The organism is Actinospongiicola halichondriae (assembly GCF_049103745.1).
GTDB classification, from domain to species: Bacteria; Actinomycetota; Acidimicrobiia; order Acidimicrobiales; family Salinilacustritrichaceae; genus Salinilacustrithrix; species Salinilacustrithrix halichondriae.
Window position 1 is genome coordinate 3,906,887 of sequence record NZ_CP171622.1, and the last position, 25,196, is coordinate 3,932,082.

Genomic DNA, 25,196 nt, shown 5'->3' on the forward strand with positions numbered 1-25,196 from the left:
CCAATTCGGGCAACTAGCGTTGCCAAAATGGGGGACCAGGAAACTTCGGAAGCGTCGTCGGAACGGTCGGGCGGGAGGATCCGCGCGCTGCTGTCGCCCGGTGACGGACTGCCGCTGCGCGACGTCGCCGCCGCCGGCGGGTGGTACCCGCTGGTGGTCATCACCTCGCTGAACGTCGTCGACGAACTCGACCGCGCCGTGCTCGGCGTGTTCGGCCCCAACGTCCAGCGCTACTTCGGGATGAACGACGCCACGTTCGGGCTCCTCGTCGGTGTCCAGGTCACGGCGCTGGTGCTGCTCGCCGTGCCGATCGGCTACCTCGGCACCAAGATCGACCGCGGCAAGATCCTGCGGTGGTCCGCCCTGGCGTGGAGCGTCATGAGCTTCGCCACCACCTTCGCCGTGAAGCTGCCACTGTTCTTTCTCGCCCGCTTCGGCGTCGGCATCGGCAAGTCGGGCGTCGAACCCGTCGGCAAGTCATTGCTCACCGACTACTACCCGCCCAACGCCTGGAACCGGATCCTCGCCGTCCACAACGCGGCCAACCCGGTCGGCGCCCTGCTCGGCCCGGCGCTCGCGTTCGCCATCGCGGCCGTCGTCGGGCTCGAGCCGGTGACCGAGGTCGTCGACGGCGTCGCGAAGGAGGTGATGCGCTCGCCCGACAACGTCTGGCAGTGGGCGTTCCCCGTCCTCACCGTCCCGTCGGTGATCGCGCTGATCGCGTCACGGAAGCTCAAGGAGCCAGAACAGCAGATGGTGCGCGGGCTCGCCGGAGCGACGCTGAGCGTCACCGGGGCGCCGTCGGGCATGAACTTCAAGGAGGCCGTCGGCCGTCTCCTGCGCATCCCGACCTTCAAGCGCCAGATCCTCGGCATCGGCGTGCTCGGTTTCGCCCTCGTCGGTGTCGTCGCCTTCCTCAACATCTTCCTCGAGCGCGAGTACCAGATCGATGCCACCGGTCGAGCCGTCATCGGCATGATCCTGGCGACGGCGTCGCTGCTCGGCACGCTCATCGGCGGCAACGTCGGCGAACGCATCTTCGCCACCGATCCGGCTCGTGCCGTGAACCTCGTCGGACTCTCGATCGCGGTCTTCTCGGTCCTGCTCGCCTTCGCGGTGTTCCTGCCCAACGTGTGGGTGTTCGTTCCGGTCGCGTGGGTCGGTCTCCTCGCGCTGCAGATCGGCATCGCGCCGCTGTACACCGCGCTCTCAGCGATCAGTCCGCCGCGCCTGCGGCCGCTCATGTTCTCGTTGCTCGGGCTGATGGTCGCCGTGATGGGTGGCATCGCCGGCGGGGTGATCGTCGGCGCCATCGCCGAGGCCCACGACATCCGGTGGGGCCTGGCGTCGCTCGCACCCACGGGCATCATCGGCGGTCTGTTGATGGCGCGCGGCTCGACGACGATCGATGCCGACATCGCGGCGGTGGCCGAGGAGTCGAAGGACGACCCCCTCGCCGCCTTCCTCTGATCACCACCGGCCGCCCGGTTCTGGTGAACGATCGCGCCACCTCGTGGTGGTGAGTGTTCACCAGAACGAGGGGGTCAGCGGGTGGGGTCGGGGTAGCCGAAGCGCCGGCCGGCCTCCCAGTCGCTCGACACGTTGCCGTAGGCGGGGACGCCGCCGGCGTCGCGCAGCATGCGGGCGGTGTGGAGCAGGTTCCACGTCATGAAGGTCGTGTTCTTCATGGTGAAGTCGCGGTCGAAGCCGTTGGGAATGTCCGATCCCTCGACCGGGTCGCCGTAGCTGGGGCCGGGGCCGACCTCGCCGATCCATCCGGCGTCGGGCTGGGGCGGCACGGTGTACCCGATGTGGGCGAGGCCGTAGAGGACCTCCATCGAGCAGGCCTTCACCCCGTCCTCGTTCCCGGTGACCAGACAGCCGCCGGTCTTGCCGTAGTAGAGGTACTGGCCCTTGTCGTTCTTCTCGCCCGACCACGAGTAGAGGCGCTCGATCGCCAGCGTGGCGACCGACGACTTCACGCCGAGCCAGATCGGCGTGCCGATCACGAGGATGTCGGCGTCGAGCACGGCTCGCTGGATCATCGGCCACTCGTCGACGTCGACCCCGCCGTCGGCCGCGTCGATCTCGCTCATGTCGGGCGACATGCCGAAGGCGATGTCGTGGTCGACGACCCGGAACTGCGTCACCGAGACCCCGGCCCTCTCCATGATCGTGACCGAGTGATCGATCAGGTACTGCGTGTGCGACGTCGACGGTGACCGCTTGAGCGTGCAGTTGAGATACACGGCCTTCAGGTCGTCGTAGGCGGCGGGTGCGTCGGTCAGGTCGTCCGAAGTGGCCATGGGGAGAGCTTGCCGCGTCGTTCGTGGCCCCGCTCGGCGGGGTGTCCGTCGAGGTTCTCGGAATCGACCGCAAGGACCCTGACCAATCCACGTTCCCTGGTCAGGATTCACATCTCAACGGGGGTAGTCGTCGATGTCCGGTGTGTCGAAGAAGCGTCGAACCGCGGCCCAGCGGTCACTCGCGGTGTTGGCGGCGTTCGCCATGGCCGTGGTCCCGATCACCCCGGCGGGTGGCGGCATTCTGGGCGACACGCTGCGCGGCGTCCTCGACCCATTGCTCGACGGACTCGACCCCGTGCTCGACCCGGTCCTCGGTCAGGTCGGCGACGCCCTGCGGATCCCACTCGACGAGACGGTGGACGGACTCCTCGAGGGGACGGTCGACGACCTCATCACCGTGGCTGACGATCTCCTCATCCCCGACGACGGCGCGCCCCTCTCGCCGCCGGCGTTCGACGACCTGGCAGCGCTCTCGCTCCTCGAGCCCGTCGATCCGCTGATCGAGGACGTGGTCACGCCCGGTGTCCTTGCCCCCGCGGGCGAGGTCCTCGGACCGCTCGCCGGCACGGGCGTCGGCACGGGCGGATTCGACGTCGGCACCGTGACCGATCCCGTCATCGGTGTGGTCCGCGACGCGCTCGAACCCATCGGGCTCGATGCCGCCGCGTACGTGGTGCGGACCGAATACCGCGCGCCGAACGGCGACATCGTCGAGCACACCCAGGACGCCGTGGTCGACGTGCCCGCCCCGGTCGACGTGAGCGGCGACGGCCTCCCCGACGTGAGTGTCGAGCTCCGCATCGTCACCGCCCGGCCCAGCCTGCCGCGTCCTGCGGCTCCCCACCGCACCGGCGACGCTTCCCGTCTCGGTCGAAGGGATCATCGCCCCCGATGGTTGGAGCTCCCCCGAGCGCCTGGCCGTCGGATTCGACGCCCTCGACGACGACCTCCCTGCGGTTTCCCGAGCCACGATCGTGGACGACGGGACCCAGACCGGCGACCTCGCCGCCGACCTCCACACCACCGACCCCGGCGACTCGCTGGCGCTCATCGCCGGCATCTACGACCAGGGCGCGGACCAGACCCGCGTCGACCCGACCGATGTCCGCATCGACTTCAGCCCGATGCCGATCGACGTCACCCTCGAGGCTGCGGGTGTCACCGGCGGATTCGACGACGGCCGCGTCTCGATCACCACCAGCGAACCCTCCCGGGTCGAGGCCGCGGTGCTCGTCGGCGACGGCAGCGGCGACACGACCGAGGTCGCGGCGATCATCGACCGCGTCCCGGGCGCCATCGACATCGGCCTCCAGCAGGTCGGCGCTGCCGGCGTGACCCTCGACTACGAAGCCTCGGGCCTGGTCGACCTCATCGCCCTCCGCCTGGCCGAGACCACGGCCGGCATCACGCGCTCGGCCCAGGTCGGCTTCGAGGGCGTCCAGGCGACGTCGGCGTCGTTCACCGTTTCGGCCGACGACCTCTCCTTCTCGGCGTCGGCCCCCATCGACGCCCTCACCATCGAGATCGTCGACCCGAGTGGCATCGTCGACCGCGCCACCGTCCTCCGTGCCCGTCTCGAAGGCCTGCCCGACACACTCGACGTCGACCTCGGCGACGGCACGGGATCGAGCCTCGGGCTCGATGCGGGCACCGGCACGCTCGGCTTGTTGGAGCTGCAGCTCACCAGCGGACCCGACACGGCGCTCGCTCCGGGCGTCGACGGTCTCCTGCTCACCGACGTGACCGACGAGTTCGTGACGTTCGTACGGTTGACCGATCTCCGGAACGTGTCGGTCTCCACCACCGACGGCCTTGCGGCGCACCTCGAGACCGCTGGCGGTCAGCCGTTCGCGGCGATCGTCGAGCAGGAGGGGACCAACGGTGTCGACGAGCTCGTCGCATCGCTGTCGGCCCTGCCCGCCGTCGTCGACGTGGCCGTCGCCGACGTCCCCGGTGGCACCAGCCTCGGATGGGCTGCGTCTTCGGTCGTCGACACGCTGTCCCTGCAGGTCGCCCAGGCCGGCGGCCTCTCGGCCGAACTCGTCGTCACCGATCTGCCGACGACACTGGACGTGTCGCTCACCGACGACGGCATCGCCTGGACGGCATCCGACGGCGTGCCCGAGGTCGTGGCCCAGGTGCACGACGCGTCGGGTCTCGCCGGTCGGGCCACGGAGATCCGTGCCCGTCTCGTCGATCTTCCTGCGGCGTTCACCGTCGGCCTCGCCGGCGGCGGGATCCAGGTCGACGCCTCGCCGGATGCGATCGGTCTGGTCGAAGTCCTGGCGACCGACGGCACCACCGAGATCGGCGTCGCCGACGGCGTCGACGGGCTCGTCCTCCTCGATCGTCCCGACGGCTTCGCCGCCGCCGCTCGGATCACAGGGCTCCGGTCGCTCACCTTCGACCCCGATCCCATCGCCCTCGAACTCGCCACCACCGGTGGTCGGGTGTTCGAGGTCGACGTGCAGCAGTCGGCCGCGAACGGATCGGGCACCGACGTCCGCGCCACCATCGACCGCCTCCCGTCCGCGCTCGCGCTGTCGCTCGACGAGATCGCCGGCGACGCCCGCCTCGACTACCAGGCCTCGGCCACGGTCGATTCCCTCCTGGCCTCCGTCGAGCAACGCGACGGTTCTGGCGGGGTCACGACCATCGGGCTCGAGGTCCACGACCTCCCCCGGACGCTCGCCATCACGCTCGGCGAGTCGGCTGTCACCTACCACGCGTCGTCGATCGTCCCGCTGCTGCGGGCCGAGATCATCGACCCGTCGGGTCTGGCCCGCAACGCCACCCGACTCCTCGTGGAGCTGGTCGACCTGCCCACCGATCTCACCGTCGGCATCTCCGACGCCGGAGCGCTCAGCTTCGACGCTCATGGTGGCGCGGTGGGTTCGCTCGAGGCGCTGTTGACCTCCGGTCCGGAGCTCGGTCTCCCCGACGGGATCGACGGCATGTTGTTGATCGACACTCCCGATGACTTCGTCGCCGCCGTGCGGATCACGGGCCTGCGCCACATCACGTTCGATCCGAGCGACGGCACGGCCTTCTCGCTCGGGACGGTGGGCGGCCGGATCTTCGAGGTCGACATCCGACAGGAGAGCGCGGACGGGTCGTCGACCACGGTCCGTGCGACGCTCGACAAGCTGCCGGCCGATGTCACGATCTCGCTCGCCGGTGACGCAACGGGCGGTCTGTCGCTCGACTACACCGGCTCGGCGGTCATGGACCAGCTCCGGGCGACCCTCGTGCAGGAGACGCCGGGCGAATCGCCCACGCAGGCGATCATCGAACTCGACGACCTCCCGACGCACCTGTCGCTCGACGTCGCCGAGGGCGGCTCGGTGACCTACTCGGCTGCGGCCCGGGTGTCCCGACTCGCCGTCCAGATCGACTCGCCCGACGGTCTCTTCGACCGGGCGACCTCACTCCGACTGCTGGCCCTCGACCTCCCGACCGGGATCTCGGCCCAGCTCACCGCCGATGGCGCGCTGTCGGCCACGACCACGGGCGGTTCGATCGGGCTGCTCGAGGCGTTGATCACCAGCGGTCCCGACATCGGTCTCGACGGATCGGTCGACGGGCTCGTCCTCCGGGACACCGCCGACGACTTCGCCGTCTTCGTGCGGATCACGGGCCTGTCGGGCATCGGGTTCAGCACCACCGAGGGTGGAGCGACGCTGTCGCTCGACACCGACGGCGGGCGCATCCTCGAGGTCGACGCCCAGACCGAGAACGTCGACGACGGGACCTCGACCGGGATCCGGGCGACCCTCGACACGCTTCCGTCTTCGGTGTCGCTGAGCCTCACCGACGACCCCGATGGTCGGGGCATCGAGTACCTGGCCTCTGCGCCGATGGACCGGCTCTTCGCCGACCTCGTCCTGGCCGACACCGAGGGCACGAACACCTTCACCCTCGAGATCCTCGACCTCCCCGAGACCATCAGCCTCGATCTCCAGGCCAGCGGTGCCATCAGCTACGCCGGATCGGGCCGGGCTGGACAGCTCGCCGTCCTGGGCGAGAACCCCGATGGCATGTTCCTGCGGGCCAACCGACTCCAGGCGCTGCTCCAGGACCTGCCGCCGACCCTCGAGGTCGTGCTCGGTGAAGACGGAGGCCTCCTTCTCGATGCCGGAGCGAGCACGCTCGGGCATCTCGAGGTGCTGGCCACCAACGGTCTCGACATCGCTCCCGATCCGGGTGTGGTCGGTGCGATCATCCGCGACACCGCCGACGACTTCGTGATCTCGTTGCGATTCGACGACGTGCGCCGCCTGGCCGTGAACCCCGACCCGGTGGCCATCGAGGTGGCGACCGCCGGCGGGCAGACGTTCGTCGTCCAAGCGCTGCTCGACGGTGGCGAACTCATCGACCTCGGTGACGGGGCGATCTCGATCGAAGCCGTGATCGACGTCCTGCCCACCGACGTCGTGCTCGGCTTCGGGCTCGCTGACGGGAGCCAGCAGCTGTCGATCGACGGTTCGTCGTCGATCGACGCCGTGAGCTTCCAGCTCGCGCAGACCGCCGACGGCGCTGCAGCGCCGCTGACGGCCGACCTGCTCATCGAGGAGGTGCCCACGTCGCTCGACCTCTCGGTCGACATCTCGGGCGCCATCACCTACGCCGCTTCGGCGCCGGTGCCGCTCCTCGCCATCGACGCCGTCGACCCCTCGGGGCTCTTCGACCGGGCGACGGATCTCGGGCTCCGACTCGAGGGACTCCCGCTCGGCGTCGACCTGGGCATCTCCGAGGCCGGCGCCGTCGTCATCGACACCACCGGCGGCAAGCTCGGTCAGATCGAAGCCCTCATCACCGACGGTGCCGACAACCGGGTCCCCGTCGGGTACGACGGGATCCTTTTCGAGGACCTGGTCGACCGCTTCGTGGTCTCGGCCCGGTTCACCAACCTGTACGCCGGTGACGTCGCCCAGGTGCCCCAGCCACGAGTGGCCCTCACCACCGACGGCGGTCGTCCGCTCAGCCTCGGCCTCTACGAATCGGTGCCGGGCAAGGCGAGCCGCATCCCGGGCGTCGCCTACACCGAGGCCTCGCTGGTGAACCTGCCGGCTCAGGTCGACCTCGAACTGCTCGACGGCGCACCCGGCACGATCAACATCGCCTACGACGCCAGCGCGACGGCACAGGCCCTCACGCTCGAGACGAACGCCGGCAACCGCTGGGTGACCGAGGCGTCGATCACCAACCCCGTGCCTCGGCACTTCCTGGCCTGCCAGGCCGCCGACGGTCGATGCGCCGACAGCGGGCGGAACAACGCCAGCGTCGGATCGTTCCGGTTCCTCGCCGACCAGCACACGACGCTCAACGTCCTGGACTGTGCGGCCCCGCTCAACAGCAGCTGCACCCGCCAGAACGGGAGCAAGCTCACGAGCGTCGAGAACCTCCGGGTGAAGTCCTTCGGCTTCGAGGCCGACTTCTCCGACTGCGGGTTCCTCGGCCAGCAGGCGTGCGGTCACCTCTTCGCCGACACGCTCCCCGACGGCGCCGGCAACAGCTTGTCGAACGCCGACACGCTCCAGGGGCGCATCTTCAACAAGGACGGCAGCACCGAGCTGACGCTCGACTTCGGGGCCAACTTCAAGGCGGCGAAGCGGCTGGTCGTCTTCAGCAAGTTCCCGAACCTGTTCTTCTCCCGACTCAGCACGACGAAGACCGGGTCGGTGAACTGCACGTCGGGGACGGGCATCAACATCAAGGTCCAGATCCTCTTCACCCTGAACCTGAACGGCAACACCCTGCTCTGCTGAGCAGGTCAGGCGATCGACGAACCGACGAGTTCACCGATGCCGTAGGTCACGGCCATGGCGAGTGCGCCGCCGACGACGAGCCGCAGTACGGCCGTCCTCGGCGGTGCGCCGCCCAGGCGTGCGCTGACGACGCCGGTGATGAGCAGGGCCACCAGGACCGCGACGAAGGTGATCGCGATCCGGGTTCCGGACGGCGGAACCAGGATGGCGACCAGGGGCAGCACGGCGCCGAGGGCGAACGCCACGGCCGACGAGCCGGCCGCGACCCACGGGCTGGCGAGCTGGTGCTGGTCGATGCCGAGTTCGATGCTGAGGTGCGTGCCGAGTGCGTCGTGCTCGGTCATCTCGTCGGCGGCGCGTCGGGACGTCTCCGGTCCGAGCCCTCGCGCCTGGAGCAGATGGACGAGCTCGGCGTGCTCGGCCTCGGGCATCGCTTCCAGCTCGGCGCTCTCCTTGGCGATCAACGCCTGCTCGGTGTCGCGCTGCGAGGACACCGACACGTACTCGCCCAACGCCATCGAGACGGCGCCCGCGCACAACCCGGCGACGCCGGCCGTGGCGATGGCCGAGGTCTCCGTCGTGGCCGCGGCGACCCCGACGACCAGACCGGCGGTCGAGATGATGCCGTCGTTGGCACCCAACACGCCGGCTCGCAGCCAGTTGAGCTTCGCCGCCACCGAGTCGGAGTGGGGCTCGTGGCGATGGGTCATCTCACTCCGGCTCGACATGGCAGTGAGCGTACGGAATCGGCGGGGGATTCCGGCAGGCGGAGGGTGGCGACCGCCCCATCCCGCCGGCCCGTTGCGGAACGTACCGATCGGCACGTTGCGCTACGGAAACGTGGTGGAACGTACCGATCGGTACGTTGCGAACATCGGCGCCACACGAGTCGCCGTCAGGTCCGCCCGCCGGTCGGGGGAACCCGAACTCAGGCTTCTTCGAGCTCGACCAACGACTCCTCGAGGTGCTCGAGCAGGTTCTGGAGGTGGGGAACGGCATTGCGGTCGCCGATGAGGCCGAAGTCGAGCGACCCGTCGTAGCTCGAGAGCGTGATGTTGAGCGCCTGGCCGTCCATGGGGATGCTCACCGGGTACGAGCCGTCCATGCGAGCCCCGTTCCAGTAGCGGGTCTCCTGCGGCCCGGGCACGTTCGAGATCGTGATGTTGTACGGCGGCCGACGGAACGAGTCGAAACGGAACAACGGGCCGGTCGCCATCGGGATGAACGAGATGGCCGACAGCGCCATGATCTGCCCCTGCGACAAGCCCTCGAACCGCGCCTTGCCCGCATCCATCGACGCCTTCACCAACTCGAAGCGCTCGGCACCGCTGTCGGTGTGCGTCGCCAGGTTGGCGAGGATCACGCCGACGGCGTTGCCCCCGGACCGGTCGTCGACGGCGCGGAGCGACACCGGCACCATCGCGATCAGCGGCGTGTCGGGAAGCGCGTTCTCGCCCGCCAGGTAGCGGCGCAGCGCCCCACCGCACATCGCCAGGACGGCGTCGTTGAGCGTGCCGCCCAGACGCTTGCCCGCAGCGCGGACCCGGCCGAGGTCCCACGACTGCGCCGCGAAGCGCCGGGCACCGGTGATGGGCACGTTGAGCATCGTCTCGGGTGCCTGGTATGGCAGTACCGAGGCGTGGTGGTCGAGGCCGTCGCGGATCGTGTCGGTGAAGCGGCCGCCGGTCGCGGCGAGGTCGAAGCCGAAACGGCCGAGTGACGACGCGGTGTTGAGCGCCCCCGCGGCGAGGTCCTGCCAGCCCGGGATGCCACGCCCCTCCGGCACGGGTTCGGTCTTGGCTTCGCGGACCCGGGTCCGTGCCGCCCAGGGCGGGGGCATGTCGCGTTCGTCGGGATCGGTCGACAGCGCGTCCGACAGCATGCGCATCGCCGACACGCCGTCGACGAGCGCGTGGTGGATCTTGGTGTAGACCGCGAACCGACCGTCGTCGAGCCCCTCGATGAGGTGCGCCTCCCAGAGCGGTCGATTGCGGTCGAGGAGCGTGCCGTGCAGTCGGCCCACGACCTCGAGCAGTTCGCGGATCCGACCGGGCCGGGCCAGGCCGGTGTGCCGGACGTGATAGCTCAGGTCGATCTTGTGGTCGACCTCCCACTGGATGCGTCCGATCAGGGGCTTGCTGCCCGGTCGCCGGCACAGGAGCGGGTGGAGTTCGTGCGGGTCGGTGAGTGCCGACTCGTAGATTCCTCGCAGGTAGTCCCAGTCGGCGCCCTCGGGCGTCGTGAACAGCTGCAGACCGCCCACGTGCATGGGTCGTTCTCGGGCTTCCATCACGACGAAGGGAAGGTCCGTCGGGTCCATCAGTGCCATGCGCCGGACCCTAGGTCAGGGGTCGGTTCAGGATCCGGCGTTCGGCTCAGTCACGCAGGTCGCGCAGGAGGAGGTCCTCGACGTCGGCCTCGGGCGGCGCCGCCATCGCCCACCGGCCCGACGCCTTGGAGAACAGGTACCAGAGGCCGTCGTGACTCCGACGGAACTGGAGGCGACCTTCAGCCGTGACCCGGTTGCCGCCGACGTGCACCCGGCGCTCGGCGAAGCCGGTGTCGATGACCAGGTCTCGGGCCGCAGCCATCTCGAGTGGGGGAGGCGTCCAGCGTGGCTCGTCGTTGGCCCGGACGCCCGTGGCTCCTGCCATCTTCCATGCGGTGGCCAGGACATCGAGCTCGACGGCCGGGATGCCGCTGCGGAGCGCCAGCTGATCGCGCTGGAGGGGCGAGGCGTCGACGGCTCGGCGGGCGAGGTCGGATCGCTCGTCGAGCGCGAGTCCGGTGTCGGTCGCTCCGGCACAGAGTTCCCACGCTCGCCGCGCCGCGTCGGCGACGAGGGCACGCAGACCGTGGCCGTCGAAGGGTGCGTGGGCCGGAGGCTCGCTCGGCCACGCCGCGGGGCGACTCGGGGCGTTGGCCACGAGCGGGACCGAGGGCAACTCGACGGGGGTTCGTGCCCAGGCGTCGGCGGCGTCGACGCCCTCACGGTCGTCGTCCGTGGCGTCTTCGCCGTCGATCGATTCGGGGGCGGGATCGCCGGCCCGCCGGGCACGCACGCCGTCGAGCACCTCGTCGCGACGCCGGCCGCGCAACAACAGCAACACGAACGGGTCGGCGTCGAGCGCGTCGGCCACGAGGTAGCAGGCTGCGGCCGCGTGCTTGCACGGGTCGACGTCGTCGGGGCACGAGCAGGCGGTCCGCAGGTCGCGCGCGGGGGAGGAGTTCGACCTCGACCGCGGCAGCGTCCTCGACGACACCGGGGTCGAGTTCTCCGTCGAGCAGCGCTGCGGCATGCCCGGCCTTGGCGGCGATCGCATCGAACACTGCATCCCACTCGTCGTCGCGGAACTCGCGGACGTCGAGATACACCTCGTAGGGATCGGGCTCGGAGCCCTGTACGAAGCCGGTGACCGCACCGGGCTTGATCGTCAGGTCCTCGGCCCGACCCTGACGGGCGTAGGTGCGACCGCGGCTGAGCCGTCCCGTCGACCCGCCGGCGATGCCTTCCAGCGCTTCGATCCACGCCTGACCCCACCACGTGGCACCGAAGGCCCGGCTCATGACTCGCCGCCCAGGTCGATGAGGGCCCAGAGTTCGTCGTCGTTCAGTTCCGAGACCCAGGTCTCGCCGCCGACGATCACCGAATCGGCCAGGGCGCGCTTGGTCTCGAGCACTTTGGCGATGCGCTCCTCGAGCGTCCCCTCGCACACCATGCGATGTACCTGGACGGGTCGGTCCTGGCCGATGCGCCACGCCCGGTCGCTGGCCTGGTCCTCGACCGCGGGGTTCCACCAACGGTCGTAGTGGAAGACGTGGGTGGCTCGCGTCAGGTTGAGGCCGGTGCCGCCGGCCTTCAGCGAGATCACGAACACGGGTACGTCGCCGGCCTGGAACCGGTCGACCATCTGTTCGCGTTGCTTGACCGGAACCGAGCCGTGGAGGAACTGCGACTCGATGCCCAGCGTGTCGAGGTGCGCCGACAACAGATGGCCCATGTGGACGTACTGGGTGAAAACCAGCGCGGCGTCACCCTCGTCGACGATGACCGACAACAGGTCGGAGGCCGCGTCGAGCTTCCCCGACCGACCGACGAGCGGGGTCTCCTGGCCGAGGTACTGCGCCGGGTGGTTGCAGATCTGCTTGAGCGCGGTGAGCAGTTTGAGGACCAGACCACGGCGATCGAAACCGTCGGCCTTCTCCACGTCGTCCTTGAGCTCGTCGACGACCGCCTTGTAGAGCGTCGCCTGCTCGACCGTGAGGCCGACGAAGTGGTCGGTCTCGGTCTTCGGTGGGAGATCGGGGGCGATGTGCGGATCGGTCTTGCGGCGCCGCAGGAGGAACGGTTGGACCACGGCAGACAGCCGAGCGGTGGCCTCCTCGTCGCGCTCCCGCTCGATCGGCGTCGCCACCTCGCGCTGGAATGTGTCGAGCTTCCCGAGGAGCCCCGGCGTGGTCCAGTCGAGCAGGGCCCACAGGTCGGACAGCCGGTTCTCGACCGGCGTGCCCGTGAGCGCGAACCGGGCCGTCGACGGGATCGTCCGCATCGCCCGGGCCGTGCGGGACATCGGGTTCTTGATGGCCTGCGCCTCGTCGGCGACGACCAGCCCCCAGGGGACCTCGGACAGCTTCGCGGCGTCACGACGAGCGATGCCGTAGGTGCACACGACGATGCCTTCGTTCCCGGCGCCGGCGGCGATGACGTCGTCGAGGCTGCGACCGGTGCCGTGATACCGACGAACGTCGACACCGGGCGTGAACTTCGCGGCCTCCCGCTCCCAGTTGGACATGAGGGTCGCCGGACAGACCACCAGCGTCGGCCCCGACCCCCGGCGCAGGAGATGCAGCGCCAACACCTGGATGGTCTTGCCGAGGCCCATGTCGTCGGCCAGGACCCCGCCGAGGCGGAGGTCGGCCATCTCGGCGAGCCACGCCAACCCACGCTCCTGGTAGGGGCGGAGCTCGGCGTCGAGATCGGCCGGGACCTCGCGGGCCCGCACGTCGTCGACGTGGTGGAGTCGTTCGGCCAGGTCGACGAGGGGTCCGGTGAGCTCCGCCTCGACCGCATGGCCGTCGACCGAGACCGTGCCCGACAACGCCGCGGCGAGTACGTCGCCGAGACCCACCTCGGTCCGCTCGTTGAGCTTCTTCAGCCGCGCCGGATCGGCTCGCACCCAGCGTCCGCGCAGCCGGACGACAGGACGCTTCGCCTGCGCCAACTGGAGGAGTTCGCTCTCGGTCAGCCCGGCGCCGTCGACCGTTGCGTCCCAACGGACCTCGCCGATCGAGTCGAGGTCGAGGCCGCTGCTGCTGACGGCTTCGGGCTGGGCCGTGCCCACGACCGGGCGGAGTTCGATCGCTGCGAACACCTCCGACGGCCACAGCACGGGCAGGCCCGCTGCCGCGAGGTCGTCGGCCACCGGACCGAACAGCGCCTCGACCTCTTCATCCGTGAGCTCGAGCTCCTCGGGCGTGGACTCCTGGAGGAGTCGACCTGCTGGCGGCCACACCGAGGCCGCACGTCGCAGGGTCAACAGGAGGTCGGTCTCGACGTCGGTGCCGAACCGGGCGATGACCGCCGCCGGTGCGGTCCACAGCTGTGCGGCATCGAGCACGAGGCTCGGGTCGACCCGACTCTGGACCTGGAGCACGCACCGGACCGGCTCGAACTCGATGTCGGCGTGGTCGAACGGGTCGGGGTCGTCCTCGTCGTCCGGCCGGGGCTTGGGCTTCGGGAGCTCGACCCGGAGGCCGAGCATCGTGTCGCCACCGGTGCCGGCGGTGACCGAGCTGAGCCAGGACTCGACAGCGGTCACGTCGGTCGTCGACTGGGCGGCGAAGGCGTCCGATCCCGACATCGCCGCGGCCGACGAGGTACGCACGAACGCGTCGGCCACCGCGTCGAGATACGTCGTCGTGGCCACGTGGGGCGACAGCATGCGACCCGGGACATCGGTCGGCAGGGCGTGGACGGCGGCCGGGAGGGCGTCGGCCAACTGCGTGAGCCGCGTCCGATCGTCGACATCGAGCGGCCCGATGCGCCAGGTGTCCGCGCCGTTCGCGGCCGCAGACGGGAGCAGCCGACCCCGACTGATGAGATCGAGCGCGAGACGAGTCGCCACGGAGAGCGCACGTACCGACGGACGTACGTCCTCGTCGGCCGCGAGCGCAGCCAACGGACCGATCAGCTCGGCGACCGGCACCAGGTCGGCCGGCACGTCGGCGGGACCGTCGGCGAGCATCAGGTTCAGCGTCGAACGGCCTGCGCCGTCGTCGGTCTGCGGGTCCCACAGCGCAACCACACCGTCGCGACCCACGGCTCCTGCGACGAACGTCGCTTCGAGTCGTGGCCCCAGGTGCATCCTGTCGACGCTATCGAGGGCCGGTGACAGCCAGAACCTGCGGACGCGACCTCGTCGCGAATCCTGCGCTGGTCGCGCCGATGGAGGTGATCGCCCCGCTGCTCGAGGAGCAGCGGGGCTCGTGGTCGAGTGGTCTCGGCGTCAGCCGGTGAACGTGGGCTGGGCCTTCGTGGGCACCGCCGGCGTCGCCGTCCCGGAGCCGACGCCGTCGTCGGGGGCCGTCGTCGAGGTGCTGGTCGTGGTCGTCGACTCGGTGGTCGTGGGCAAGGGACAGTTGCCCGGCACCGGGGCGTACGAGCCGCTGCCGTTGCCGTCGACCTGCACCGAGGCGCCGACGCCGACGTCGGTTGCCTCGGCGATGGCAAAGCTCGAACCGCCGCCGCCACCGCCACCGGAACCGCCATCGACGGCTGCGCCGCCGCCACCGCCGCCGAAGAAGCCGCCACCGCCTCCGCCGCCGCCTCCAGAGCCGTTGGTCACGGCGTCGCCGCCGTCGCCGCCGGCGAGCGAGCTTCCTGCTCCACCGTCGGCCCCGATCTCTTGTTGGTACGTGCCGCCGAGGCCACCGTTGCCACCTGCGGCCGAGGTGCCCGGGTCACCGGGGCCACCCCAGTTGGGGTTGCCCGGGTCGCGAGCCTCGCCGAGCGAACCGTCTCCCGGTCCGGAGGCGCCGTCGCCGCCGTTCATGTTGTAGGCGCCGCCGCCACCGCCACCGCCGGCGACGATGACCGGGTCACCGTCGATGGTCACGTACGAGGCGCCGCCGCCACCACCGCCACGGATCGAGTTCGACTGGGTGTTCAACCCGCCGTTCCCGCCGCCGCCGAAGCCGCCGTCGGTGGAGCCGGAGATGCCGGGGCCGCCGACACCACCGATGACGATGGTCAACACGTCGCCCGGCGTCACCGGGACCGTGCCGGCGATGTCGCCGCCGGTGCCTGGCGTGGCCTCACCGCTGCCACCGTCGGCGCCGGCGAGGTCGAACTCGACCGCGCAGATCGAGCCGTCGTCGGGGACGGTGTAGGTGACTGCGTCGCCGGTGTAGGCGAGCGGGATGGACTCCGTCGCCGTCCCGGCGGAGGCCGCCGTCGTCCAACAGGTCGCCAGGACCAGTGCACCAGTGGATGCGATTGCGAAAGCGCGCGTATGACTCATGGAGTCCTCCCGTGATGTCGCGACGTCCGCCGTCGCTGCTGCCCCGACGGTACCGCCGAACGGGAGGGCTGTCGATCAGCGGACGGCGAGGAGGTCGACCACGAAGACGAGGGTCTCGTTCGGGCCGATGACGCCGCCGGCGCCCTGCTTGCCGTAGGCCTTGTCCGGCGGGAGCACCAGACGACGGCGACCGCCGACCTTCATGCCCTGGACGCCTTCGTCCCAGCCGGAGATGACCATGCCCGCGCCGAGGCGGAAGCTGAACTGCTCGTTGCGATCCCAGCTGGCGTCGAACTGCTGGCGCGTCTTCCACGCCACGCCCACGTAGTGGACGTCGACGGTGTCGCCGCTGGCGGCCGTCTGGCCCTCGCCCTCGACCAGGTCCTCGATCATCAACTTGATGGGCGGGATCTCGCCCGGCGGGACGTAGACGTGCGGCTTGCTGGAGAGGTCGTGTTCGGCCATCTCGGCAACCTAGAGGATGAGGTCGAGCACACCGCCGCCGGCGACGACGTAGAGGACCGTCGGCGGGATCAGACCGACGCCGGTGCCGATGACGATCGTGCGGGTCGGGATCGACGAGAGACCGAGGAGCCAGTCGGCCGGTGCTGCCAGGTAGGTGAGGGTGCGCAGCGCGAGGACGGCGAGGAGGCCCCGTCGGGCGATCCGCTCGTCCCACTTGCGGAAACTGGCCGGCATCTTCGCCTCGACCGTCTGGCGGCCGACCGTGCGGGCGAACCAGACGCCGGCACCCGACGAGAGATACCCGGCGACCAGGCACACGGCGATGGCGACCGGTGCGGGGAAGACGACGGCTGCCGGCAGCACGAACACGAGGCCGGGCACGCCGACCGGGACCAGCAGGGTGAAGAGCACGGTGTAGAGGAAGGGCCCGAGCCAACCGGCGCTGTCGACGAGATCCTTCAGACGTTCCTCGTCGCCGAGGACGTCGGTGAGACCCGAGCGACGGGCCACGACGAACACGGTGATCGCGAGGCCGATGAGCAGCAGCCTGCGGCGGCGGTTCCGTCGGGGCGCGCCGAGCGCGGGCACGGGGTCGGCGATCGTCACCCCCAACGATTCGTCGGCGGGCCCCCCGGTACCTCCCTGTGGCTACGCGGCTGTGGTCACTCCGCGACGGGTCGGAGCGCTCCGACGAGTTCGACAACGCCGGCGCCGTAGGTCTCGTCCAGTTCAGCCTGGACGGCGGGGTCGGCGACGGCCACCCCGATCTCCACGACGCCGCGGACGATGTCGGTCGAGGCGTGGAAGGCGTCGAGCGAGCCGAAGACCTCGTCCTGGATCGACCGCAGTTCCGCCTCGGTCCGCTCCGCTTCGCTGACGCACAGCGCACCGCCGAACCGGGATCGGAGCTCGCTCTCGTGGCGGTCGAGATCGCCGGTGAATCGGACGTTGAGGACGAGCTTGGTCGGGTCGTTCATGCCCAGCTCGGTGGCCGCGGAGTTCATCGACTGGTCGACCCAGAGCCCGGCGAAGTCGGTTTGCGCCTGGGCATAGGCGGCGGCTGCCTGTTGTCCCTCGTCGGTCGCGGTCGCCTCGTCGATCACGCTCCACCCGCCGTCGGGCGCTTCGCACGGGGTGGCGAAGTCGGTCGGACCGCTGACGTCGTCGTACACCGGGTCGGTGGGCGGCTCGGTCACGGTGAAGGTGTCGCCGTCCCAGGTCCCGACGACGGTGAACTCGCCCCATGTCGTCCCGTTGGCCGACTCGGCGTCCAGCGTCGACCAGTCCCAGCCGACGATGTCGGGTCCCCCGCACTGCGGCGGGTACGACTCGGCCACACCCCCGAGGCAGAGCTGGGGACCGTGGTCTGCGCTCTCGAGCACGGTCGTGGTGGCGGTGTAGGTGGCGTCGGACGGCGCTGCTGGAGCTGTCGTCCCGCCGTCGTCGTCGGTGGCGACCGGCGTGCCGTCGTCGGCGCATGCCGCCACGAACAGGGTGAGGGCGACGATCGGCCACAGGAATCTCATGGTGGTCAGACGTCGAACGACCCGCATTGGTTCCCGCGGATTCCCGGCGTCAGTCGACGCGGCGTGCGTCCTCGACGAGGTTGATCTCGTAGAGGACCTGGTCGAGCAGGTCGGCGGCCTCGATGCCGGCGTAGCGGACCGGGTGTTCGGGGGTCACGCACGACGGGAGGGGAGCGAGGATCGTCCACGGCGTCGGATGGCAGAACTGCACGACCGAGTAGCGCTCGCCGTCGTGGTCGGGATCGGCCACCACCCGGTGCCAGCCACTGGGGATGATCCCGTTCGAGATCCGCTCGAGCATGATCCCGGTGTTGACGATGACATGCCCGTCCGGCGGCGCCGCGTCGACCCAGACGGTCTCGCCGTCCGATCCGGTCTCGACCTGCAGGCCCTTCGACGTCGCCCGCGGGAGGACGGTCGTGAGGTTGATGTCGGCATGCGAACCCGCCCACACGTGCGGCGCGTCCGGCGCCGACGACATCGGTGGGTAACGGATCGCCCGGTTGAGGACCGGGCCGTCGGTGAGCAGCGGATCGAAGAAGTCCTCGTGCGCGCCGAGTCCGGTCGCGACGATGCGCAGGAACCGACGCTGGAGGTCGAAGACCTGGTCGTGGAACTCGGTCAACACCTTCGTGATGCCGGGCACGGCCGCCTCGGGCAGCACCGGGTCGTGGAATCGGTGCGGGTACTTGCGCCGCATCGGATGCCCCTCCGGGATCGTCGGACCCCAGTTGAGCATCTCCTTCCAGTCGGGCACGTCGGACGTGGCCGCGGTCTCGACCAGCAGCCCGGTGTAGCCGGCCTGGCCGTGGGTGCCGGGGGCGATGGTCTGGTCCTTGACCGACTGTTCCATCGAGAAGAACTGCTCGAGCATGCCGTAGGCGTCGTCGAGCATGGTCTCGGACAGGTCGGTGTCACAGAAGACGAAGCCGGTGGCCAGGCTCTGCATGACGCCGTCGACCACGGCTCGGCGGGCCGCGCTGTCTCCGTTCTCGAATGCCAGGAGGTCGACGTCGAGGATGGGGTCGCTGCTCACGTCAACGACGGTATCGCCGTCGAACGGCAGACTGCCCGCCATGACGGAGGGGATCGCGGTGACGAGGCCGAGTCGGATCCCGTATGGCGACCACCGGGAGCAGTTCGGTGATCTCTGGATGCCCGACGACGACGGGCGGCCGCTGCCGGTCGTCGTGCTCGTGCACGGCGGGTTCTGGCGCCAGCAGTACGCCCTCGACCTGATGGACGGTCTCGCCGAGTCGTCGGTGGACCGTGGGTACGCGGTCTGGAACATCGAGTACCGGAGGGTCGGGGGTGCCGGCGGCTACCCGCAGACGCTCGACGACGTCTCGGCTGCGGTCGATCATCTCGCCACGCTCGGCGACGACCGCCTCGATCTCGGGCGGGTCGCGATCGTCGGCCACTCGGCCGGCGGGCACCTCGCGGTGTGGGCGGCCAGTCGCGGGTCGCTCCCCGCCGGTGGATCGTGGGCCGCTCCCGTCGTCCAGCCGATGGTGGCCGTATCGCTCGCCGGCGTGCTCGACCTCGTGGCTGCGGCCGAGTCCGGCGTCGGTGGTTCGGCGTGTCCCGACCTCCTCGGAGGTGCACCGGACGCCGAGCCGCACCGCTACGCCCTGGCGTCGCCGATTGCGCTCCTGCCGTGCGGGATCCTCGTCGTCGGGGTGCACGGCACCCGAGACGACATCGTGCCGACGGAGCAGTCCGAGCGATACGTGCGGGCTGCGAAGGCCGCCGGTGATCCGGCCGAGTTGGCCGTCATCGAGGGCGCCGACCACTTCGACGTGATCGATGCCACGAACGCGGCGTGGACGGCGGTCCTCGACCGGCTAGTCCTCGCCTTCGGCTGAGGTGACCCGCAGGACCAGCTTGCCGCTGACCCGACCGGTGGTGAGGAGGTCGAGGGCCTCGGCCGCCTGTTCGAGTGGCAGGACCCGGTCGACGGCCGGCGTGACCTTCCCCGCCTCGATCAACGCGTTGATCTCGAGCAGGTCCTCGCCGTTCTCGGACGAGATGAAGGTCCCGAGCTTCTGGGACACGAACGGCGACAGCGCCATCGCCCGCAGCTGACGGTCGGTGCCACCGAGCCAGCGTCCCCCGCCCTCGCCGCCCACGATGACGAGCGTGCCGTCGTCGTCGAGGACCCGGCGCAGGTGGGTGAGCTTCCGGTTGCCGCCGGTGTCGATGATCACGTCGTAGCGCAGCGAGCCCTCGGTGAAGTCGGTGGTCGAGTAGTCGATCACGTGGTCGGCGCCGAGCGATCGGACCAGGTCGACCTTGCCGGTGCTGGCGACCCCGGTGACCTCGGCGCCGTAGGCCTTGGCGATCTGCACGGCGTAGGAACCCACGCCGCCGGACGCGCCGACGACCAGGACTCGCTGGCCGGGCTCGACCTTCGCGTGGTCACGTACGGCCTGGAGCGCGGTGAGACCGGAGATCGCCACAGCGGCAGCGTGTTCGGGGTCGAGGTTGGCCGGCCTCGGCGCGAGCTTGGCCGCCTTGGCCACCGCGTACTCGGCGAAGGCGCCGATACCGACGCCGTACACCTCGTCGCCGATGGCGAATGCGTCGACGTCGGCGCCCACCTCGACGACCGTGCCGGAGAGGTCCAGGCCCGGAACCGGCTGCTTCGGTGCTCGGATGCCGAATCCCGCGGCGCGCACCGCGTAGGGCAGGCCGGCCATGAGGTGCCAGACGCCGCGGTCGACGCCGGCGGCGTGGACCCGGACGAGGACCTCGTCGGGGCCGACGGTCGGGCGTTCGATCTCCTCGACCGACAGGACCTCGGCGGCGACGGTGCCGAAGCGTTCCTGTCGAACGGCTCGCATCGTGGTGGTGGGGGCGGGGGTCGTTGTGCGCATCGGGGGAATCTCCTGCTTGGTTCACTTACGCTGTAAGTAGTAACACTTATGGTGTAAGTTCGTCAACCACGAGTCCGGAGGACCACGCCATGCCGACGACCGAACCCCGTTCCCGCCTCGATCGCGACACCGTCCTGCGATCTGCGGTCGCGCTCGCCGACGAGATCGGGATCGAGGCCATGAGCATGCGGAGGCTCGGGGAGGTCGTCGGCGTCGAGGCCATGTCGCTGTACAACCACGTCGCCAACAAGGACGACCTCCTCGACGGCATGGTCGACCTGGTCTTCGCCGAGTTCGAACTGCCGCTCCTCGACGAAGACTGGAAGGTCGCGATGCGGCGGCGAGCGCACTCGGCCCGCGCCGTCCTCGGGGCCCACCCCTGGGCGATCGCGCTCGTTCGAGTCGCGGACCTCGCCCGGCCCGGCCACCCTCACGCACCTCGACGCCGTGCTCGGGTGCCTGCGCGCCAACGGCTTCTCGCTCGAACTCGCCGGCCACGCGTTCGCGCTGCTCGACGCCTACACCTACGGCTTCGCCATGCAGGAGGCGACGCTGCCCTTCGACACCGGCGAGCAGACCGCCGAACTCGCCGAGTCGATGATGGCCGAGATGCCTGCGGGCGAGTTCCCGCACCTGGTCGAGTTCGCCGCCGGCCGGGTCATGCAACCGGGCTACGACTTCGGCGACGAGTACGGATTCGGCCTCGAACTGGTCCTCGACGGTCTCGAGCGCCATCTCGACGTCGAGGGCGTCGGGGGCCGACGCCTGTGACGTCGAGAATGGGGTGCGGGGTCAGCTGAGGCGGCGTTGGAGCAGGACCAGGTCGAGCCAGCGGTCGAACTTGCGGCCGATCTCGGGCATCCGGCCGACCACCTCGAACCCCAAGGTCTCGTGGAAGGTGACCGACCCCTCGTTCTCCGCGTCGACGGCGGCGACCATGACGTGCATGCCAGCGTCGACGGCGTGCGCGATGAGGGCCTCCATCAGCGCCCGCCCGACGCCCTTGCCTTCGTGCCCAGCGGCCACGTGCACGGTGTTCTCGACCGTGTACCGGTAGCCGGTCCAGTGCGGGTTGCGGAACTCGCCGTACGCCGAGAAGCCGACGACGTCGCCGCCGTCCTCGGCCACGAAGACGCCGTTTCCGGCAGCGGTGCGGATGGCGAACCACGCCTCGCGTTCGGCGAGAGTCTGCGGTGTCTCCGACCAGGTGGCGGTGGTGGTGACCGAGACGTTGTAGATGTCGACGATCGACGGCAGGTCGGCAGCGGTCGCCGGCCGGACGATCGTCACCGGCCGAACATGCGGAGGAACATGTCCTTGTCCTCCGGCTGGAAGACCATGTTGAACTTCCGCACGTAGTCCATGTCGGCCGACGGCTCGGCCGAGTAGAGGTGGCCGGGGAACAGGGTGGCGTCGCCGGGGACCTTGGCCAGCTTCTGGGTGAGTGACTCGTAGAGCTGGCCGGCGTCGCCGCCGGGGAGGTCGGTGCGGCCGCAACCCTCGAGGAACAGGGTGTCGCCGGCGACGAGCTTGTTGTCGACGAAGAAGCACTGGCTGCCCGGCGTGTGTCCGGGGGTGTGGATGCACTCGATCGGGATCTCGCCGACCATGACGGTGTCGCCCGACACGTGGGTGACCAGGTCGGAGTCGCTGGCGCCGGTGACCCGCTGGACCCAGGGCTTCTCGTCCTCCTGGACGTGGATCGGCACCGGGTGCAGTGCGAGGAGCTCGGCCACGCCCTGGATGCCGTGGCCCATCATGTCTCCACCCACGTGGTCCGGGTGGTAGTGCGTTGCGAGGGCGCCGGTGAGCTGCATCCCGTCGGCGGCGACGACGTCGAGGAGTCCCTGGATGTCGTAGGCGGGGTCGATCGCCATCGCCTCGCCGGTCTCCCGATCGCCCACGAGATAGACGAAGTTGACCATCTGCCTGGCGATCATGTCGCCCTGGGCGAAGTCCCGCCCGGCGAGCAACTGGCGGAAGTAGAGACGATCCGAACTCATCCGATGCACCCTACGGGGGAGTCGTGAGGCTCAGCCGAACGTCTCCCTGAGCGCCCGCCCGGTGACCTATCCCCAGAAGTTCTGGGTGACCCAGTACTGGCCGCTGGCGTCTCGGACGCAGCCGACCGTCACGTGGCTGAACGCCGGGTTCTGGATGTTGTGGCGGTGGCCCGACGACTTCATGAAGGCCTGGAACAGGCTGCCGAGTTCGTAGCCCCGGCCGACGTTCTCGGCGGCGGTCGAGTAGTTGCGGTGCTTGGCGATCTGGCCGCCGTAGTTCGGGTTGTGGGCCAGGTTCTGACCGCTCGACATGTGGTCGCTCCAGTTCACGGCGATGTACTGGATGCCGGTGTCGAACGAGAGGTTGCCGCTGCGGTTGGCGTTGATCTGGTTGTACATGTAGCTCTCGCACCCGGTGTCGCGGTTGGCGACCGAGGGGGGCGGGGGCGGCGGTGCGGTGGTGGGCGGCGGGGGCGGCGGTGCGGCCTGCGTCGCCGGCGGGGCGGTGGGCTGCGGAGCCGGCGCTGCCGTGGTGGGCGGCGGGGGCGGTGCCGTCGTGGTGGTGGGGGGAGCCGTGGTGGTCGTCGTGGTGGGCTCGGGCAGGGCGCCGACGGCGCCGAGGCCCTGGGCCCCTTCGACTGCGGCGTCGACGAGGTCGTCGACCTCGGAGATCGCCTCGGTGACCGGTGCAGCCGCCTCGACGGGTGCGTCGCCTGCGTCGCTGCCGGCGTTGGCAGCGACGGCGACGCCGGTGACCGTGACGGTCAACCCGACGATTCCGACCCAGATGGACTTCCTCCCGAATGCCATGACTAGTCCTTCGGCCCGGAAGCACCAGAACTTTCGGAATTTCCCACTCCGAGTGGCGGCTTATCGACGGCTTCGTCCGGAATACCCCCGAGTGACTACGCCGAGTGACCAGTCATTCAAGGATTCTGGAATGACTGATGCCACGCGCGCCACGTGTCCTTGAAGGCCGAGTCGAATCGCAGGAAGGTGTCGCGAAGCCTCGAACCCGGCCAATCCGGGCGCAGGAACTCGACCGGGAGGTCGGGGTCGGCCACCAGCAGTCGCACGGCGTCGGCGGCGACGACGAACGTCTCCCCGAGGGCCTCGATCTGTCGGCGGTCGAGGGCGTCCTGCCAACGCTCCATCTCCGCGGTCGTGGCCCTGGCACGTTCGGACCAGTCGTCCAGTGCGAAGTGTCGGATGAGCGCGTCCGGGTCGTCGGGCCGGACATCGCGGAGCCACGTCGCCTGATCGTCCATGACGGCTCGGGCATCGACGTCGTGGTCGGCGTGCAGTTCACCGGGGCGCATCCACACCCCTTCACGGATCTCCGCCAGCTTCAGCCGTGTCGCCGCCGTGCGGAACGCCGATCGGTCTGCGGCGCTGCGGCGTTCACCCGTCACCACGGCGGCGATCCAGGTGCCGTCCCATGGGCGACGCGTCTGGTTCCGTGCCGACTGCTGGCGTGCGTGCCGCACCAGCAGCGGTCCGGTCAGCGCGTAGTGCCCGTCCTCGGCGACGACCTCGCCGTTCGCCAGCATGCGCGACAGCGCAGTCCGGGTCGCGCCCTCGCGCAGTCCGAACAGCTCACCCGAGCGGACGAGCGCCAAGGCGGGCAGGCGCGGCGGGTCGACGCCGAGCAGGGTCGACGCGATGACCGACCGGGCCGTGAGCGGCCGTCGGTTGATGTCACGTGTGGACGACACGTGTTCCAGAAACGTAAGATGCGATCATGGTCTCGGCAGATGGTGGCACGCGCACGATGGTCCCCGGCGACGAGGCACTCCCGCAGGTGCTCCCGACCGACCGGTTGCTCGAGTCGGCGAAGCCGGTGCGAGAGATCCGTGACGAACTCCGCCAGATCGACGACGTGCGCAACGTGGGCAGCGTGGTCCTGTGTTGGGCTCAGGTCGCGGCGACGATCGGCTTCGCCCTCCACGTCGACACCATCTGGTCGTGGGCCATCGCCTTCGTCTTCATGGGGGCCGCACACGCTCGTCTGGCCATCCTCATGCACGAGGCAGCGCACAAGCTCCTGTTCTCGAACAAGCGGGTCAACGACCTCGTCGGCCGCTGGATCGGCTCGTATCCGAGCCTGGTGCCGATGGAGTTGTACCGGCGGAGTCACTTCGCCCACCACAAGGAGGAGTTCGGCCCCAACGAACCCGATCTGCCGCTCTACAACGGCTATCCGATCACGCGATCGTCGATGAAGCGGAAGCTGTGGCGCGACCTGCGAGGCAACACCGGTTGGAAGAGCCTCAAGCCCCTGGTCCTCGCGGTGGCGAAGGAGGACGGCTTCGGCATCGCCCGCAAGATCCTCCTCACCCAGGTGGTCCTGGCCGTGGTCCTCACGGCGTGGGGCGTGTGGGCTGCCGGTCTCGTGGGGCTCCTCACCTATCCGGTCCTGTGGCTCGGATCCTGGATGACGATCTGGCGGGTCATCAACCGGCTGCGCTCGATCGCCGAGCACGGCGGGATGGAGATGTCGCCCGATCGCCGCCGCACCACCCATCACGTGCGCCAGAACCTTCTGGCCCGCTTCTGGGTCGCCCCGTTCAACACCGGGTGGCATCTGGCCCACCATGTCGACATGGGAGTGCCGTTCCGCAACCTCCCCGCCCTCCATCGCGAGCTCGAGGACGCGGGGTGGGTGACCGACGCCTACACCTATCCCAACTACCGCTCGCTCTGGCGGGCGTTGTCGTCGCGTCCCGAGTAGG

Annotated in this window: 21 protein-coding genes and 2 pseudogenes; 6 read left to right on the forward strand and 17 right to left on the reverse strand. The window is 69.9% G+C overall.

Going from position 1 to position 25,196, the window contains the following annotated elements; genetic code table 11:
- Positions 1–27 precede the first annotated feature (27 nt).
- Entirely contained in the window at positions 28–1,470 is a 1,443-nt protein-coding gene (locus AB8619_RS19365; RefSeq protein WP_436794268.1) for an MFS transporter, read from the forward strand.
- A 74-nt stretch (positions 1,471–1,544) separates the two neighbouring features.
- Here AB8619_RS19365 and AB8619_RS19370 read toward each other — a convergent pair whose 3' ends face one another.
- Both AB8619_RS19370 and AB8619_RS19375 read right to left on the reverse strand, forming a co-directional pair.
- Positions 1,545–2,306, reverse strand: coding sequence for a flavodoxin family protein (locus tag AB8619_RS19370; protein WP_436794269.1), 762 nt, complete (start codon positions 2,304–2,306; stop codon positions 1,545–1,547).
- A 175-nt stretch (positions 2,307–2,481) separates the two neighbouring features.
- Positions 2,482–3,189, reverse strand: coding sequence for a hypothetical protein (locus AB8619_RS19375; RefSeq protein ID WP_436794270.1), 708 nt, complete (start codon positions 3,187–3,189; stop codon positions 2,482–2,484).
- A gap of 91 nt (positions 3,190–3,280) precedes the next feature.
- Here AB8619_RS19375 and AB8619_RS19380 point away from each other — a divergent pair, with 91 nt between their 5' ends.
- A complete protein-coding gene (locus AB8619_RS19380) occupies positions 3,281–8,074 on the forward strand; it encodes a hypothetical protein (RefSeq protein ID WP_436794271.1) in 4,794 nt (1,597 codons plus the stop codon).
- A 5-nt stretch (positions 8,075–8,079) separates the two neighbouring features.
- Here AB8619_RS19380 and AB8619_RS19385 read toward each other — a convergent pair whose 3' ends face one another.
- The 5 genes and pseudogenes from AB8619_RS19385 to AB8619_RS19405 form a co-directional block, all read right to left on the reverse strand.
- A complete protein-coding gene (locus tag AB8619_RS19385) occupies positions 8,080–8,802 on the reverse strand; it encodes a VIT1/CCC1 transporter family protein (RefSeq protein WP_436794272.1) in 723 nt (240 codons plus the stop codon).
- 200 nt (positions 8,803–9,002) lie between these two features.
- On the reverse strand, positions 9,003–10,403 hold the full coding sequence (locus AB8619_RS19390) for a WS/DGAT/MGAT family O-acyltransferase (protein WP_436794273.1): 1,401 nt from the start codon (positions 10,401–10,403) through the stop codon (positions 9,003–9,005).
- A gap of 46 nt (positions 10,404–10,449) precedes the next feature.
- Positions 10,450–11,214, reverse strand: coding sequence for a hypothetical protein (locus tag AB8619_RS19395; protein WP_436796422.1), 765 nt, complete (start codon positions 11,212–11,214; stop codon positions 10,450–10,452).
- Positions 11,215–11,220: 6 nt separating this feature from the next.
- Positions 11,221–11,409: pseudogene (locus AB8619_RS19400) on the reverse strand (SWIM zinc finger family protein); the annotation flags it as partial.
- Between the two features lie 228 nt (positions 11,410–11,637).
- Entirely contained in the window at positions 11,638–14,439 is a 2,802-nt protein-coding gene (locus AB8619_RS19405) for a DEAD/DEAH box helicase (RefSeq protein WP_436794274.1), read from the reverse strand.
- Positions 14,440–14,462: 23 nt separating this feature from the next.
- Here AB8619_RS19405 and AB8619_RS19410 point away from each other — a divergent pair, with 23 nt between their 5' ends.
- Positions 14,463–14,591: a hypothetical protein gene (locus tag AB8619_RS19410; RefSeq protein ID WP_436794275.1), complete on the forward strand. Its 129-nt coding sequence runs from the start codon at positions 14,463–14,465 to the stop codon at positions 14,589–14,591.
- Here the strand turns inward: AB8619_RS19410 and AB8619_RS19415 are convergent.
- The 5 genes from AB8619_RS19415 to AB8619_RS19435 form a co-directional block, all read right to left on the reverse strand.
- Entirely contained in the window at positions 14,581–15,594 is a 1,014-nt protein-coding gene (locus AB8619_RS19415; RefSeq protein ID WP_436794276.1) for a hypothetical protein, read from the reverse strand. The two genes, AB8619_RS19410 and AB8619_RS19415, sit on opposite strands and share 11 nt — an antisense overlap.
- Before the next feature lie 75 nt (positions 15,595–15,669).
- Positions 15,670–16,059, reverse strand: coding sequence for an FKBP-type peptidyl-prolyl cis-trans isomerase (locus tag AB8619_RS19420; protein WP_436794277.1), 390 nt, complete (start codon positions 16,057–16,059; stop codon positions 15,670–15,672).
- A 9-nt stretch (positions 16,060–16,068) separates the two neighbouring features.
- A complete protein-coding gene (locus tag AB8619_RS19425; RefSeq protein WP_436794278.1) occupies positions 16,069–16,665 on the reverse strand; it encodes a TVP38/TMEM64 family protein in 597 nt (198 codons plus the stop codon).
- Between the two features lie 56 nt (positions 16,666–16,721).
- Positions 16,722–17,585 carry a hypothetical protein gene (locus tag AB8619_RS19430; protein WP_436794279.1) on the reverse strand — a complete coding sequence of 288 codons (864 nt, stop codon included), beginning with the start codon at positions 17,583–17,585 and terminating at the stop codon, positions 16,722–16,724.
- 49 nt (positions 17,586–17,634) lie between these two features.
- Positions 17,635–18,621, reverse strand: coding sequence for an isopenicillin N synthase family dioxygenase (locus tag AB8619_RS19435; RefSeq protein WP_436794280.1), 987 nt, complete (start codon positions 18,619–18,621; stop codon positions 17,635–17,637).
- Positions 18,622–18,661: 40 nt separating this feature from the next.
- On the opposite strand from AB8619_RS19435, the gene AB8619_RS19440 reads away from it, so the two are divergent.
- A complete protein-coding gene (locus tag AB8619_RS19440) occupies positions 18,662–19,450 on the forward strand; it encodes an alpha/beta hydrolase family protein (protein ID WP_436794281.1) in 789 nt (262 codons plus the stop codon).
- Here AB8619_RS19440 and AB8619_RS19445 read toward each other — a convergent pair.
- A complete protein-coding gene (locus AB8619_RS19445; protein ID WP_436794282.1) occupies positions 19,430–20,461 on the reverse strand; it encodes an NAD(P)-dependent alcohol dehydrogenase in 1,032 nt (343 codons plus the stop codon). The two genes, AB8619_RS19440 and AB8619_RS19445, sit on opposite strands and share 21 nt — an antisense overlap.
- A gap of 89 nt (positions 20,462–20,550) precedes the next feature.
- On the opposite strand from AB8619_RS19445, the pseudogene AB8619_RS19450 reads away from it, so the two are divergent.
- A pseudogene (locus AB8619_RS19450) lies at positions 20,551–21,232 on the forward strand (TetR/AcrR family transcriptional regulator C-terminal domain-containing protein).
- Positions 21,233–21,253: 21 nt separating this feature from the next.
- On the opposite strand, the gene AB8619_RS19455 reads toward AB8619_RS19450, so the two are convergent.
- The 4 genes from AB8619_RS19455 to AB8619_RS19470 all read right to left on the reverse strand — a co-directional run bounded on the left by AB8619_RS19455 (position 21,254) and on the right by AB8619_RS19470 (position 24,179).
- Complete coding sequence (locus tag AB8619_RS19455) at positions 21,254–21,751, reverse strand: N-acetyltransferase family protein (protein WP_436794283.1); 498 nt, start codon at positions 21,749–21,751, stop codon at positions 21,254–21,256.
- A complete protein-coding gene (locus tag AB8619_RS19460; RefSeq protein ID WP_436794284.1) occupies positions 21,748–22,464 on the reverse strand; it encodes an MBL fold metallo-hydrolase in 717 nt (238 codons plus the stop codon). Before AB8619_RS19460 ends, AB8619_RS19455 begins: the two co-directional genes overlap by 4 nt.
- Before the next feature lie 66 nt (positions 22,465–22,530).
- Positions 22,531–23,274 (reverse strand): CAP domain-containing protein, encoded by a 744-nt coding sequence (locus tag AB8619_RS19465; protein ID WP_436794285.1) that lies wholly within the window; start codon positions 23,272–23,274, stop codon positions 22,531–22,533.
- Between the two features lie 116 nt (positions 23,275–23,390).
- The gene (locus AB8619_RS19470) at positions 23,391–24,179 is read right to left on the reverse strand and encodes a PaaX family transcriptional regulator C-terminal domain-containing protein (RefSeq protein WP_436794286.1); all 789 of its coding nucleotides are present in this window, start codon (positions 24,177–24,179) and stop codon (positions 23,391–23,393) included.
- A 26-nt stretch (positions 24,180–24,205) separates the two neighbouring features.
- Between AB8619_RS19470 and AB8619_RS19475 the strand changes: the two genes are divergently transcribed.
- Positions 24,206–25,195 carry a fatty acid desaturase family protein gene (locus AB8619_RS19475; protein WP_436794287.1) on the forward strand — a complete coding sequence of 330 codons (990 nt, stop codon included), beginning with the start codon at positions 24,206–24,208 and terminating at the stop codon, positions 25,193–25,195.
- Position 25,196: the final 1 nt, after the last annotated feature.